Annotated in this window: 14 protein-coding genes; 10 read left to right on the forward strand and 4 right to left on the reverse strand. The window is 65.8% G+C overall.

Annotated features, from left to right (window positions below; genetic code table 11):
* Positions 1–56: 56 nt before the first annotated feature.
* Complete coding sequence (locus PL79_RS27595) at positions 57–1634, reverse strand: GmrSD restriction endonuclease domain-containing protein (RefSeq protein WP_044846251.1); 1578 nt, start codon at positions 1632–1634, stop codon at positions 57–59.
* A 462-nt stretch (positions 1635–2096) separates the two neighbouring features.
* Between PL79_RS27595 and trmB the strand changes: the two genes are divergently transcribed.
* Complete coding sequence (gene trmB, locus PL79_RS27600; protein ID WP_044846252.1) at positions 2097–2864, forward strand: tRNA (guanosine(46)-N7)-methyltransferase TrmB; 768 nt, start codon at positions 2097–2099, stop codon at positions 2862–2864.
* Positions 2865–2982: 118 nt separating this feature from the next.
* On the opposite strand, the gene PL79_RS27605 is transcribed toward trmB, so the two are convergent.
* The 3 genes from PL79_RS27605 to PL79_RS27615 form a co-directional block, all read right to left on the reverse strand.
* The gene (locus PL79_RS27605) at positions 2983–3813 is read right to left on the reverse strand and encodes an undecaprenyl-diphosphate phosphatase (RefSeq protein ID WP_044846253.1); all 831 of its coding nucleotides are present in this window, start codon (positions 3811–3813) and stop codon (positions 2983–2985) included.
* Positions 3814–3891: 78 nt separating this feature from the next.
* Positions 3892–4473 carry a DUF1439 domain-containing protein gene (locus PL79_RS27610; protein ID WP_044846254.1) on the reverse strand — a complete coding sequence of 194 codons (582 nt, stop codon included), beginning with the start codon at positions 4471–4473 and terminating at the stop codon, positions 3892–3894.
* Positions 4474–4622: 149 nt separating this feature from the next.
* Entirely contained in the window at positions 4623–4934 is a 312-nt protein-coding gene (locus PL79_RS27615; protein ID WP_044846310.1) for a YkgJ family cysteine cluster protein, read from the reverse strand.
* A 170-nt stretch (positions 4935–5104) separates the two neighbouring features.
* Here PL79_RS27615 and hemN point away from each other — a divergent pair, with 170 nt between their 5' ends.
* The 9 genes from hemN (at position 5105) to urtE (ending at position 14271) form a co-directional block, all read left to right on the forward strand.
* The gene (hemN, locus tag PL79_RS27620; RefSeq protein ID WP_044846255.1) at positions 5105–6496 is read left to right on the forward strand and encodes an oxygen-independent coproporphyrinogen III oxidase; all 1392 of its coding nucleotides are present in this window, start codon (positions 5105–5107) and stop codon (positions 6494–6496) included.
* Between the two features lie 72 nt (positions 6497–6568).
* Positions 6569–6826, forward strand: a complete 258-nt coding sequence (locus PL79_RS27625; RefSeq protein WP_044846256.1) for a hypothetical protein — start codon at positions 6569–6571, stop codon at positions 6824–6826.
* A gap of 104 nt (positions 6827–6930) precedes the next feature.
* Complete coding sequence (locus PL79_RS27630; protein ID WP_044846257.1) at positions 6931–7587, forward strand: protein-L-isoaspartate O-methyltransferase family protein; 657 nt, start codon at positions 6931–6933, stop codon at positions 7585–7587.
* An 11-nt stretch (positions 7588–7598) separates the two neighbouring features.
* Complete coding sequence (locus PL79_RS27635; protein ID WP_044846258.1) at positions 7599–7922, forward strand: rhodanese-like domain-containing protein; 324 nt, start codon at positions 7599–7601, stop codon at positions 7920–7922.
* A gap of 548 nt (positions 7923–8470) precedes the next feature.
* A complete protein-coding gene (gene urtA, locus PL79_RS27640; RefSeq protein WP_044846259.1) occupies positions 8471–9778 on the forward strand; it encodes an urea ABC transporter substrate-binding protein in 1308 nt (435 codons plus the stop codon).
* 133 nt (positions 9779–9911) lie between these two features.
* The gene (gene urtB, locus PL79_RS27645; RefSeq protein ID WP_052664717.1) at positions 9912–11531 is read left to right on the forward strand and encodes an urea ABC transporter permease subunit UrtB; all 1620 of its coding nucleotides are present in this window, start codon (positions 9912–9914) and stop codon (positions 11529–11531) included.
* Position 11532: 1 nt separating this feature from the next.
* Positions 11533–12720 carry an urea ABC transporter permease subunit UrtC gene (gene urtC / locus PL79_RS27650; RefSeq protein ID WP_044846260.1) on the forward strand — a complete coding sequence of 396 codons (1188 nt, stop codon included), beginning with the start codon at positions 11533–11535 and terminating at the stop codon, positions 12718–12720.
* Entirely contained in the window at positions 12717–13574 is an 858-nt protein-coding gene (urtD, locus tag PL79_RS27655; protein ID WP_044846261.1) for an urea ABC transporter ATP-binding protein UrtD, read from the forward strand. Before urtC ends, urtD begins: the two co-directional genes overlap by 4 nt.
* 4 nt (positions 13575–13578) lie before the next feature.
* Positions 13579–14271, forward strand: coding sequence for an urea ABC transporter ATP-binding subunit UrtE (urtE, locus tag PL79_RS27660; RefSeq protein ID WP_044846262.1), 693 nt, complete (start codon positions 13579–13581; stop codon positions 14269–14271).
* Positions 14272–14324 lie beyond the last annotated feature (53 nt).

Below are 14324 nucleotides of genomic sequence, written 5' to 3' on the forward strand. Positions count from 1 at the left end.
CGGCAAACCGCGGCACCATTACCGCGGTCCTACCAATGCCGCCGCCCACTATTGGGTTATGCATCGATATTGCACAGCTGCCGGGCTTTCTGTGCGAGCGCGACAGCCCTTAGCTTTACGAAAGCCTCGTAATTGTCATCGAACAGGGCATTTGGACAGTAGTGAGATTCAAGAATCGCCCCCAATTGTTCGGCCGGCATTTTCTGCTTATAAACGCTCGGCGCATCTCCACCGACCGCCCGATTATCTGCACGCGATATAAAGCAGAAGTTCGCCAACACATTCTCGTTGATCGCGGTCTGTCCGCTCGCAGCCAAGAAAGCCTTTGGCATAAGATGATGAAATTCCTTTCTATTGTATCTTTGCAATTTTTTACTCAAATCAACCGAAATTCCACTTACAAAATTCCGCGGCTGGTTTTGCGCAAGAATTGCCACAAAAGTCTTTGTATTAACAGAACTAACAAGAAAGCGATTTTTCACAAAATATGCATCCTGAACCTCAACCGGGAACATCCCCAGTTGCGACTCGCCGCCCGCCTTCAGCTTTCGCATTTCCTCGATGTCCGCATCAAGATGTCGGAGCACACCAGCACTGTATCGCTCCGCGAAAGCAGACCGCCAGAACCACTGACTTATCTGTCGCCTTTGCACGTCATTACATGCGACCTCAGCGTTGTCTGGAGCCGCAAAAAAGACAGATAACGGTATCAAACAATTCTGATACGGAAGATTGTCGATCGATGGCAAATGATATTCCGACGCTATAAAATCAAGGGCACCTTTTATACCATTGACTACCTCTCGGAAGCGCTCCCGGACAACCGCCCCGTTCAATTGGACAAGGCTCTCAGGGCGCGATGACCCAGAAAGGATTGCAGCGGTGCAACGAAGTAACAAGCTTATGTCATTGGACAACTCGGTAAATCCGTAATCGCTGAGTTCGTCGATGAGTTCGTCAAACTCGCTTTGCAGGCGGAAGTCTTCACTCCAGGTCCAAGCCGAGAGAAGTTGAAGCGTGTCGAGCGGCACACCTTGACGATTGATGCGCTCAAAGATGATCGCAACCTTTTCTTTCTCTTCCGTCCGAAAGCTTTGAACCGGGATTCTCGCCTCCTTAAACACTGACTGCATAGCGTCGATCTGCGCCGCCACCTCATCGCTCATACCGCGGGTCAATTTTCGATACTCGGCTGTATCGTAAATCGCACGCAGCGGGAAATGCTTCGTCGGATCGACTTCGTCCGCGCCAAGTGCGAAAAACTGAGATTCTTGCACGTCATGCGCCTGCGTGAAGTCGAAATATACATCCTTCCAAGTTTCGGAATCTTTCTGCAACTCCGTCTGAAAGACGCCAAAAATTGAAGTTACGCGTTGCTGCCCGTCAAGCACATAGTCGATTGGAAAATCGGCTCTTGGCTCAGGCAAATCAAACGGACCAAGCCGGTTTTCCGTGCGCAGCCGTTCGCTCGTCCGCCAAAAGAGCAATGCACCGAACGGATATTTCTTGTAAATGCTATCGATTAAAAAAGCCACTCGATCCGGCTCCCAGACGAACCCGCGTTGAAACGCCGGGATTCTGATTTGGCCTCGATAAACCGAGTCGAGTATTTCTCTTATCGTGAAGGATTCCATTCTCTCGCTACCCCTATGCTGATTTTTTGATGACACCGGTTCCGACAACGCTTGCTGTTACCGCGCTTTGCTTCCAGCAGATGATACTGAACCACCGTTGACGAATGATAACAATGCGACTCGTGCCCTGAAAACGTTGCATCCCGACGATGCCTTTCTGGGAGGAAAGCAAGGACGGACCGCCACCGCGCTCCCGCCGCTCTGCTACAATGCGCTCTAACAAAGTCTGAGTGGGGCAAAGACGCCCTCTCTTTTACGTTTTCAAATCAATGGCTTGCGGATAGATTCTTGCGAGCGTTCGATTCCCATCGCCCGCTCCACCTTCGGCTGCTCGGCAGCCTGCGCAAGAGCCGCCTCGTCGAAGGCGGCTTTTTTGTACCATCTGCCTGTCCATCCGGCAGCACCGCTGCGCGTAGCGGGCGTAACGGGCCCGCGCCCGAACCAAGCCTTTCTCTGTCACCGATGATGCACGACGATCCGAACGAAGCCGGCCTGCCGCCGGACGACGCCGCCCTTCCCGACGAAGCCGCCGACAGCGCCGACGAAGTCAATCCGCTGCACCGACGCCGCATCCGCAGCTTCGTGACGCGCGCCGGCCGCGTGTCGACCGGCCAGCGCCGCGCGCTCGACGATCTGGGCCCGCGCTTCGTCGTGCCGTACGCCGCTGAAATCCCCGACTGGGACGCCGTGTTCGGCCGCCGCGCGCCGCGCATCCTGGAAATCGGCTTCGGGATGGGCGCGTCGACCGCGGAAATCGCCGCGCATCGCCCGGGCGACGACTTCCTCGGCGTCGAGGTGCACGAGCCGGGCGTCGGCGCGCTGCTGAAGCTGATCGGCGAGCAGGACCTGCCGAACATCCGCATCATCCAGCACGACGCGGTCGAAGTGCTCGAGCACATGCTCGCGCCGGAAAGCCTCGACGGCGTGCACATCTTCTTCCCGGATCCGTGGCACAAGGCGCGTCACCACAAGCGCCGGCTGATCCAGCCGCCGCTCGTCGCGCACCTCGCATCGCGCCTGAAGCCGGGTGCGTACCTGCATTGCGCGACCGACTGGCAGAACTACGCGGAACAGATGCTGGAAGTGCTCGGCGCCGAACCGACGCTCGAAAACACGGCCGCCGACTACGCGCCGCGCCCCGACTACCGCCCCGTCACGAAGTTCGAACGGCGCGGGCTGCGGCTCGGCCACGGCGTGTGGGACCTGGTGTTCCGCAAGCGCGCCGGCTGACCACGGCTCGCGGCAGCACGACGCACGCTGCGCGCCGCGCAATGACAAACGGCCCGACCGGCATCTGCTGCCGATCGGGCCGTTTGTCATTGGAAGCGCCCTCGCCCCCGCACCGGCATCACGCCCAGTTCAGCCACCCGCTGTAGCCCACCAGCAGCACGAACAGGCCGAACGCGATCCGGTACCACGCGAACACGGTGAAGTCGTGCGTCGCGACGAAGCGCAGCAGCCAGCGCACGCACACGAACGCGCTGACGAACGCGGCAACCAGCCCGAGCGCGAACAGGCCGAGCGAGTCGACCGTGAATGCCTGCCAGTCCTTGACGGTTTCATAGAGCGTCGCGCCGAAGATGATCGGAATCGCGAGGAAGAACGAGAATTCGGTCGCGACGCGCCGATCGAGGCCGAACAGCATCCCGCCGATGATCGTCGAGCCCGAGCGCGACATGCCCGGCACCAGCGCGAAGCATTGCGCGAGGCCGACCTTCAGTGCATCGAGCGGCGTGAGCGCATCGACCGACTGCACGCGCGGCGGCTCGCTGCGTTCGCGCTGCCGCGCCTCGGCCCACAGGATGATCGCGCCGCCGACGACGAGCGCGAATGCGACCGGCACCGGCGAGAACAGCACGGCCTTGATCTTCTTCTCGAACAGCAGGCCGAGCGCGATCGCGGGAATGGTCGCGATCACGACGTTCAGCGTGAAGCGCTGCGCGTCGGGCCGGCTCGGCAGCCCGGACACGATGGACACGATCCGCTGCCGGTATTCCCAGCAGACCGCGAGAATCGCGCCGAACTGGATCACGACGTCGAAGGTCTTCGCGTGCGCATCGTTGAAATTCAGGAAGCTGCCCGCGACGATCAGGTGGCCGGTGCTCGACACCGGGAGGAATTCCGTCAGCCCCTCGACGACGCCGAGGATCAATGCCTTGCAGATCAGGATCCAGTCCATCCGTGGCCCAACTCCGAAGTAGTCGAAAGAAAGGGCCGCGTCACCGCCGCGGCCCGCCCGGCCGCGCGCGGTGCGCCGTCACTTTTCGACGATCGCCACGCGTATGCCGTTTGTAAGAATCGTAATTGTACCGGGTTCGTAGTTCACGCCGGCAAATTGCAGTTGCTCGGGCTTGAACGTATAGATCGGATAGTTGGTCAGCACCTGCGTCGCGAGCAGGCCGGCGGCCGCGCCGACCTGTTGCGCGTACATCTGCGCGTTGCCGTCGAGCACGAGGCTGTCGACGGCCGGCGCCTTCAGCACGACCGAGCGGCTCGGCGCGTCGTAGGCCAGCTGGCCCGACACGGTGAACTTGCCGCTCACCGGTTCGCTCAGGAACGGACTCGCGAAATGCGCATCGAGCTGCACGGCGACGCGGTTCTGGTCGGGCAGCAGGTTGACGGCCGGATTCGCCAGCGACACGTCGACGACCTGCGCGACCGTCTTCTGGTACGGAAACTTGCGCGCGACGGCCTTCTGCACGTCGCCGCGCGAGAACGTGTAGTGATCGGGAATGAACGGGAACGTCGACGCACAGGCGGCGAGCGATACCGACACGCCGATGGCGCCGGCGCAAGCGGCGAGGAAGCGGCGCCGGCCGGGCGTGCAAGATGCGGTCATGCTGGACAATCTCCTGTATCGGGCGAAGCGGCAGTCCGGTAATCGGCTCCGCCCCATGTGGCGCTGGGGACCGAAGTTAGTGCTTCGACGCGCGTCGCCGGTTCCATGCGCGCGCCGGCAAACGACAGCGCGACAGCGCGGGCAGCGCGTCAGCGGGCCGCGCCGGGCGACGGCTGCGTCGCGATCTCGAGGCGCGTCAGCCACGCGAGCGCGTCGTCGCGCGACGCACCGCACATCTCGGCGGACGGCTGCAGCCCGGAACAGCACGCGGGCCGCTCGGGCCGGCCGAAGATCCGGCAGCGCAGGTCGTCGCCGAGCTGCACGCAGCGCACGCCGGCCGGCTTGCCGTCGGGCATCCCCGGAATCGGCGAGGAAATCGACGGCGCGATGCAGCATGCGCCGCACCCCTCGCGGCACGCATGCGGCGGCGGGACCTCGGCGGGCGCCGGACGGACAGGCATTTCGACGGACACTCGACTCTCTCACGAACAACAAAAAACGGTGCGGCAACCGGACGCAGCGTGCGGCAGCCCACCGCGCATTGTGCCACCGCCGGCTGCGACGTTATTACACAATGCAGCCGAAACGCGCGTTCATATACTCCAAAGCATCCAAAAAGCGCGAGACCATCATGAGTTCCGGTTCTGCCGACACACTGTTCCGTCCCGATTTGCTCGCGAAGTACGGCGCGAACGGGCCGCGCTATACGTCCTACCCCACCGCGCTGCAGTTCCGCGACGAATTCGACCCGGCCGACTACGTGCGCGCCGCGGGCGATCCCGGCGCGTCGGCGAGCGACCTGTCGCTGTACTTTCACATCCCGTTCTGCAACACGGCCTGCTTCTATTGCGGCTGCAACAAGATCGCGACCAACAACCGCCGCCGCGCGCGCCCGTATCTCGAGCAACTGAAGCGCGAACTGGCGCTGCAGGCCGCGCTGTTCGATCCCGCGCGCCCGGTCACGCAGCTTCACTGGGGCGGCGGGACGCCGACCTTCCTGTCCGACGACGAAACGGCCGAGCTGATGGCGGCCACCCGCGAACATTTCGCGCTCGCGCCGGACGCCGACGCCGAGTTCTCGATCGAGATCGACCCGCGCACGGTCACGCCCGCGACGCTCGTCCACCTGCGCAACATCGGCTTCAACCGGCTGAGCCTCGGCGTGCAGGATTTCGATCCGGTCGTGCAGCAGGCGATCAACCGGATCCAGCCGCTCGCGATGACGGCCGACCTGCTGTCGGCCGCGCGCACGACGGGCTTCCAATCGGTCAGCGTCGACCTGATCTACGGGCTGCCGCACCAGACGGTCGCCGTGTTCGCGCGCACGCTCGAGACGATCATCGAGCTCGCGCCGGACCGCCTGTCGGTATTCGGCTACGCGCACATGCCGCACCTGTTCAAGATGCAGCGGCAGATCGACGACGCGACGCTGCCGCCGCCCGCAACGCGCATCGCACTGCTCGGCCTCGCGATCGACATGCTGACGCAGGCCGGTTACGTGTACATCGGGATGGACCACTTCGCGCGGCCGTCCGACGAACTCGTGCGCGCGCAGCGCAACGGCACGCTGCAACGCAATTTCCAGGGCTACAGCACGCGCGCGGATACCGATCTGATCGGCTTCGGCGTGTCGTCGATCGGCAAGGTCGGCGACGTCTACGCACAGAACGCGAAGGACCTGCCGGCCTATGGCGCCGCGCTCGACGCGGGCCGGCTGCCGATCGCGCGCGGCGTGCGGCTCACGCCCGACGACCGGCTGCGCCGCGACGTGATCACGCAGCTGATGTGCAACCTCGAACTGCCGTTCTCGCATATCGAGGCGGCGCACGGGATCCGCTTCGCCGATCACTTCGCGCGCGAGCTCGACGCGCTGCGCGGGTTCGAGCAGGACGGCCTGCTGACCGTCGCCGGCGACCGCCTGACGATCCATCCGGCCGGCCGGATGGTCGTACGCAACATCGCGATGGCGTTCGACGCGTACCTCGGCCAGACGCCGCGGCAACGCTACTCGCGCACCGTCTGACACCGAACGGCCGCATGCGGGCGGCCGGTTTGATAAAGTAAGGGGCTCCACGCCCCTGCAAGAACCCGCACGATGCGCACCACCAAAGCAACCCACGCGGTCGAACGCCTGAAGACCCGTTCCGGCAACCCGCAGTTCGCCGCCGTCGCGATGGCGGGCGGCCTGTTCTACCTGGTCGACCGCTCCGGCGGCACCGCCGAGAAACGCAGCGAGCCGCTGCCGCTCGACGAATTCGTCAGGTTCGTCGACGAATTCGGCCCCAAAAAGCCGCGCAAGGCGAGCAAGCTCGACCTCGCGTTCGAGGCGCAGATCAAGAAGAGCAAGGCGTAAAGGTCTGTTGCAGGCCGTCTGAAGGCTTCGCCGCCGCCCCGTTTGGTACAATCACGAAGTTTCTCTATCCCCGCTGATGGCCGACCTGGCTGCGTGACCACACCATGAATATCGAAAACGCGCGTTTCAACATGATCGAACAACAGATCCGGCCGTGGGACGTGCTGGATCTGGACGTCCTGGGCCTGCTGTCGATCGTCAAGCGTGAACACTACGTGTCGCCCGAACACCGCGATCTCGCGTTCGCCGACCTCGAGCTGCCGCTGCCCGGCGGCCGCAGCAAGATGCTGTTCCCGCGCGTCGAAGCGCGCGTGCTGCAGGAACTGGCGGTCAAGAAGCACGAGAACGTGCTCGTGATCGGCGCGGGTTCGGGCTACCTGGCCGCGCTGTTCGCGCATCGCGCGCAGCACGTGACGGCCGTCGAGATCGATCCGGCCATCGCGAAGTTCGCGGCCGACAACCTGCGCAACGACGGCGTGACGAACGCGGAAGTCGCGCTCGGCGACGGCTCGCTCGGCTGGCCCGACAAGGCGCCGTACGACGTGATCTGCGTCGCGGGCGGCCTGCCGGTCGTGCCGCAGCAGATGCTCGAACAGCTGAAGATCGGCGGCCGCCTGTCGGCGTTCGTCGGCGGCCGTCCGGTGATGAAGGCGCAGGTCATCACGCGCATCGACGACAAGCAGTACCGCGTCGCCGACGTATTCGAAACCTACGTCGACCACCTCGTCAACGCGATCGAACCGTCGCGTTTCAAGTTCTGAGCGGCGGCCCCATGCAGATCCTGACGCCCGCGATGCTCGCGGAATGGCTTCACGATCCGGCGCGCCCCGCGCCGGTCGTGCTCGACGTGCGCGAGCCGTGGGAAATCTCGACCGCGCAGATCGCCGGCAGCGTGTCGATCCCGATGCAGCAGATCCCCGCGCGCAGCGAGGAGCTCGACGACGAAGCGGAAATCGTCTGCGTGTGCCATCACGGGATGCGCAGCGCGCAGGTCGCGATGTTCCTCGAATCGCGCGGCTTCACGAAGCTGTACAACCTGCAGGGCGGCATCGACGCGTGGTCGCGTGACGTCGATCCGTCCGTACCGCGTTACTGACCTTCCCGGCGGCGCATCGCGCGCCGCCGCGGCGACCGGCGAGTAATAGCCGATCGCTCCAGTCCCGCCGAACGGGCGCGCATCGCGCGCCCGTTTGCGTTTCTGCTGCACCGTTCCATCCTCTTTCGTTTGTTTCCGCACGCCGGCCATCCGCGTCCGCTCGATGACGCGAGGCGGCGAGAACCCGGGCAACGCACCCGTCGAGCGGAGCGCCTCGCCCTTCCCCTGGCACTTCATGACCAAGCCGTGTGCACGCGACGCCGACACGACACGCCGGATGCGTGCGCATCGATCACGCGCCGCCCCCCTTCGACGTGCGGCGCACGCGCTCGAACCCGGGCCCCAGCCGTGCACCATTTGCGCCCGCACGAGCGCACCGCAACGGATCGCGCATGCTGCACGACGCGTCATGCGCACCGCGCCGGCGCCCCGCGGCGCCCCGCACAGGCACGCCTGGCGTGCATCGGCGCGACTGGCACATGCCTTGCGTTACTCCGATGCCGGCGCCGCCACGGCGCACGCACATCCAACATGACAAGGGGATCCCGATGAAACGTCGCAGTCTGTTGAAGTTCGGTTCGATGGCCGGTGCACTCGCGCTGGCAGGCAAGAGTCCGTTCGCTCACGCGGCCGATGCGGGCACGGGCCCGATCAAGGTCGGCATCCTGCATTCGCTGTCGGGCACGATGGCGATCTCCGAAACGTCGCTGAAGGACACGGCGCTGATGACGATCGCCGAGATCAACAAGAACGGCGGCGTGATGGGCCGCAAGCTCGAGCCGGTGGTCGTCGATCCCGCATCGAACTGGCCGCTGTTCGCGGAGAAGGCGCGCCAGCTGCTCACGCAGGACAAGGTCGCGTGCGTGTTCGGCTGCTGGACGTCGGTGTCGCGCAAGTCGGTGCTGCCGGTGTTCGAGGAACTGAACGGCCTGCTCTACTACCCGGTGCAATACGAAGGCGAGGAAATGTCGCGCAACGTGTTCTACACGGGCGCCGCGCCGAACCAGCAGGCGATCCCCGCCGTCGAGTACCTGATGAGCGCGGAAGGCGGCGGCGCGAAGCGCTTCTTCCTGCTCGGCACCGACTACGTGTATCCGCGCACGACCAACAAGATCCTGCGCGCGTTCCTGAAATCGAAGGGCGTGAAGGACGCCGACATTCAGGAGGTCTACACGCCGTTCGGCCACAGCGATTACCAGACGATCGTCGCGAACATCAAGAACTTCGCCCAGGGCGGCAAGACGACCGTGGTCTCGACGATCAACGGCGATTCGAACGTGCCGTTCTACAAGGAACTCGGCAACCAGGGGATCAAGGCGACCGACGTGCCGGTGGTCGCGTTCTCGGTCGGCGAGGAAGAGCTGCGCGGGATCGACACGAAGCCGCTCGTCGGCCATCTCGCCGCGTGGAACTACTTCATGTCGGTGAAGAACCCGACCAACACGAAGTTCAAGGACCAGTTCGCCGCGTGGGTAAAGGCGAACAACCTGCCGGGCGGTGCGAAGCGCGTGACGAACGATCCGATGGAGGCAACCTACGTGGGCATCCACATGTGGAAGCAGGCCGTCGAAAAGGCGAAGAGCACCGACGTCGACAAGGTGCGCGTCGCGATGATCGGCCAGACGGTTGCCGGCCCCTCGGGCTTCACGCTCGCGATGGACGGCAACCATCACCTGCACAAGCCGGTGATGATCGGCGAGATCCGCGGCGACGGGCAATTCAACGTCGTGTGGAAGACGAAGACCGCGGTGCGCGCGCAGCCGTGGAGCCCGTTCATCGCAGGCAACCAGGGCAAGCCGGACATCGTCAGCTCGATCCCGGCGTTCCTGCGCCGGCAGCGCGCGGCGCTGGCCTGATGCGATGCGGGGCGCTGCGCACCGGCGTGGCGCTCCGCTTGCAGGATGGTGCGCGAATGCCGGTACTCACCGTAACGCATCGCACGCGCACCGCCGCACGAACCCGCTTTCCCACGCCCGACAGGATCTCCCGATGCCTACACGCTTTCGCCGCGCCGCCGTCGCGGTCGTCGCCTGTGCCGCGCTGGCGGGCGCACTGCCGCGCGCCGCGTTCGCCCTGACGGCCGCCGATACGGCTGCGCTCGCCGGCGACGACTTCGACGCGAAGACGGCCGCGGTCGACCGTCTCGCCGCCGATGCCGACCCGCGCGCCGTCGCGTTGCTCAATGCGCTGTCGAGCGGCGACGCGCTCGCGACCGGCGACGGCCGCCTGCTGATCCAGACCGGCGACACCGCGCACGACGCGCTCACGCAAGCCGCGACGCCGGCCGGCGACGCGCAGCCCGTGATGCTGAACAACCTGCTGCGCACGAAGATCGCCGGCGCGCTGTCGGGCCTCGCACTCGCGTCGCCCGACAGCGCCGCGCGCCGCGACGCGATCGATGCGCTGCTGAAGTCGCCCGACCCGGCGCTCAAGCCGATGATCGATCGCGCGCGCGCGAAGGAAACCGATCCCGCGCTGAAGCGCCGCCTCGACGCACTGTGGGCCATCGCCGCGCTGCACGACGCCGATCCGGCGAAGCGTCTGGAAGCCGTGCAGGTGGTGGCCGCGCGCCGCGACCTCGACATGATCGAGCAGTTGCGCCCGCTCGTCGCGAAGAATGCCGACGGCAGCTACACGGAACCCGACGCGCGCGTGCGCGACGCCGCGCAGCAAGGCCTCGACGCATTGCACGCGCTGCAGCGCCGCGGCGAAATCGCCGGCACCGTGTTCGCGGGCCTGTCGCTCGGCAGCGTGCTGCTGCTCGCGGCGCTCGGCCTCGCGATCACGTACGGGCTGATCGGCGTGATCAACATGGCGCACGGTGAATTCCTGATGATCGGTGCGTACGCAACCTATGTCGTGCAGACGCTGATCCAGCGCTACGCGCCGGCCGCGTTCGACTGGTATCCGCTCGTCGCGGTGCCCGTCTCGTTCGCGGCGGCCGCGCTGGTCGGCGTCGTGCTGGAGCGGCTCGTGCTGCGGCACCTGTACGGCCGCCCGCTCGAGACGCTGCTCGCGACCTTCGGCGTGAGCCTGATCCTGATCCAGGCGACGCGCATGCTGTTCGGCGCGCAGAACGTGCAGGTCGTGAACCCGTCGTGGATGAGCGGCGGCGTCACCGTGATGCAGAACCTGATCCTGCCGTACAACCGGCTCGCGATCCTCGCGTTCGCGCTCGCGGTCGTGTGCGTCGCGTGGGGCGTGCTGACGAAGACGCGGCTCGGCCTGTTCGTGCGCGCGGTCACGCAGAACCGCCGGATGGCCGCGTGCGTCGGCGTGAAGACCGCGCGCGTCGACGCGTATGCGTTCGCGTTCGGCGCGGGCATCGCGGGCCTCGGCGGCTGCGCGCTGTCGCAGATCGGCAACGTGGGCCCCGACCTCGGGCAGAACTACATCATCGATTCGTTCATGGCGGTCGTGCTCGGCGGCGTCGGCCAGATCGCCGGCACCGTGCTCGGCGGCTTCGGGCTCGGTCTCGTCAGCAAGGCGATCGAGCCGTTCTGGGGCGCCGTGCTCGCGAAGATCGCGGTGCTCGTGATGATCGTGCTGTTCATCCAGAAACGTCCGCAGGGCATGTTCGCCCCGAAGGGACGCAGCGCGGAGGCCTGACATGACTTCAATCACCGATTCGTTGTCGAAGCCGATCGCCGACGCGCCGAAGCCCGCTGCCGCCGCGCGTGCGGAAGAAAAATTCGCGCTCGGCCTGCCGCCCCGCCCCGCGCTGCTGTCGCGTCGCGCATGGCTCGCGCTCGTCGCGCTGTGCGTCGCGATCGGCATCGGCGTGCCGCTCGCCGCGCTGGTCGCGCCCGAGTCGAGCGCGTTCCATCTGTCCGCGTATGCGATGACGCTCGCCGGCAAGCTGATGTGCTACGCGATCGCCGCGCTCGCGCTCGATCTCGTGTGGGGCTACTGCGGCATTCTCAGCCTCGGCCACGGCCTCTTCTTCGCGCTCGGCGGTTATGCGATCGGCATGTACCTGATGCGCGAGATCGGCCGCGACGGCAAGTACGGCAGCGACCTGCCCGACTTCATGGTGTTTCTCGACTGGCATCAACTGCCGTGGTACTGGAGCGGCACGCAGCATCTCGCGTGGGCGCTCGCGCTGGTCGTGCTCGTGCCGGCCGTGCTCGCGTGGGTGTTCGGCTTCTTCACGTTCCGCTCGCGCGTGAAGGGCGTGTACCTGTCGATCATCACGCAGGCGCTGACGTTCGCGGCGATGCTGCTGTTCTTTCGCAACGAGACGGGCTTCGGCGGCAACAACGGCTTCACCGACTTCAAGCGCATCGCCGGGTTTCCGATCACGTCGCCCGGCACGCGCACGGTGCTGTTGCTGCTGACCTTCGCGACGCTCGTGCTCGCGTTCATCGTCGCGCGCGCAATCGTCACCAGCAAGCTCGGGCGCGTGGTCACCGCGGTGCGCGACGGCGAGACGCGGCTGATGTTCCTCGGCTACAGCCCGCTAGCGTACAAGCTGTTCGTGTGGACGCTGTCGGCCGTGCTGTGCGGGATCGCGGGCGCGTTGTACGTGCCGCAGGTCGGCATCATCAACCCCGGCGAGATGTCGCCCGGCAACTCGATCGAAATGGCGATCTGGGTCGCGGTGGGCGGGCGCGGTACGCTGATCGGGCCGATCGTCGGCGCGTTCGCGGTGAACGGCGCGAAGAGCCTCTTTACCGCGTACTTCGCCGAATACTGGCTGTTCTTTCTCGGCCTGATCTTCGTGCTCGTGCCGCTTCTGCTGCCGCGCGGCATCATGGGCCTCGTCGACACGCTGCTCGCAAAGGGGAAACGCGGATGAACGGCACCGCCCTCTACCAGTTCACGCCGCCGCCCGAGGACGAGCTGCTGGCCGTCAGCGGCAGCGCATCGATGGGCCGCGTGGCGCCGCCCGGCATCGACACGTCGCACGGCACGATCCTCTACCTCGAGGACATCGAGGTGAGCTTCGACGGCTTTCGCGCGCTGAACAAGCTGTCGCTCGCGATCGACGCGGGCGAGCTGCGCTGCGTGATCGGCCCGAACGGCGCGGGCAAGACGACGATGATGGACGTGATCACCGGCAAGACGCGGCCCGATGCGGGCAAGGTGTTTCTCGGCCAGACCATCGACCTCGCGCGAATGAACGAACCCGCGATTGCGCGCGCGGGGATCGGCCGCAAGTTCCAGAAGCCGACCGTGTTCGAACAGCATCCGGTGTGGGAAAACCTCGAACTGGCGATGCAGACCGACAAGGGCTGGCTCGCGTCGCTGCGCGCGCGGCTCGACCGCGCGGCGCAGGCGAAGATCGAGGAGACGCTCGCGCTGATCGGCCTCGAAAGCGACGCGTATCGCGCGGCCGGCGAGTTGTCGCACGGGCAGAAGCAGCGGCTCGAGATCGGCATGCTGCTGATGCAGCGCCCCGCCCTGCTGCTGCTCGACGAGCCGGCGGCCGGGATGACCGACCACGAGACGATGGAACTCGCGAAACTGCTGAACACGCTGCGCGGCACCTGCTCGATGATGGTCGTCGAGCACGACATGGAGTTCGTCGCGGCGCTCGCGGGCGACACGGGCCGCGTGACGGTGATGGCCGAAGGCGCGGTGCTCGCGCAAGGCACGCTCGACCAGGTCAAGCGCGACGACGCGGTGATCGAGTCTTACCTCGGACGGTGACGCAATGCTGAAGATCGATGCACTGAACCAGTACTACGGCGGCAGCCACATCCTGCGCAACGTGACGCTGGCCGCCGACGACGGCAAGCTCACCGTGCTGCTCGGCCGCAACGGCGTCGGCAAGAGCACGCTGCTGCGCTGCCTGATGGGCGTCGTCGCCGCGAATAGCGGCAGCGTGTCGTGGCGCGGCACCGCGCTCGGCGCACTGCCGCCGTATGCGCGCGTCGCGGCCGGGCTCGCGTACGTGCCGCAGGGCCGCGACATCTTTCCGCGGCTCACCGTCGAGGAGAACCTGCTCGTCGGCGCGGCAAGCCGCAAGGCGCCGTCGAAAGTGCCCGACCGCATCTACGACCTGTTCCCGGTGCTGAAGGACATGCGCGCCCGGCGCGGCGGCGACCTGTCGGGCGGCCAGCAGCAGCAGCTCGCGATCGGCCGCGCGCTGATGAGCGAGCCGCAGTTGCTGATCCTCGACGAGCCGACCGAGGGCATCCAGCCGTCGATCATCCAGGACATCGGCCGCACGCTGCGCCAGCTCGTCGACGAATCGAAGATGACCGTGCTGCTCGTCGAACAGTATTACGACTTCGCGCGCTCGATCGCAGACCATTACTGGGTGATGAGCCGCGGCGAGGTCATCGCCGGCGGCGATGCGCGGGACATGGAAACGAACGGCGTGCGCGAGCTGATCGCGGTGTAGCGCGCCACGCAGCGCATGATTGCGCCCACGCGTGGCGCCGACGGTCGACGCAT

It is taken from the genome of Burkholderia sp. USMB20, from assembly GCF_000949135.2.
Taxonomy (GTDB): Bacteria; Pseudomonadota; Gammaproteobacteria; order Burkholderiales; family Burkholderiaceae; genus Burkholderia.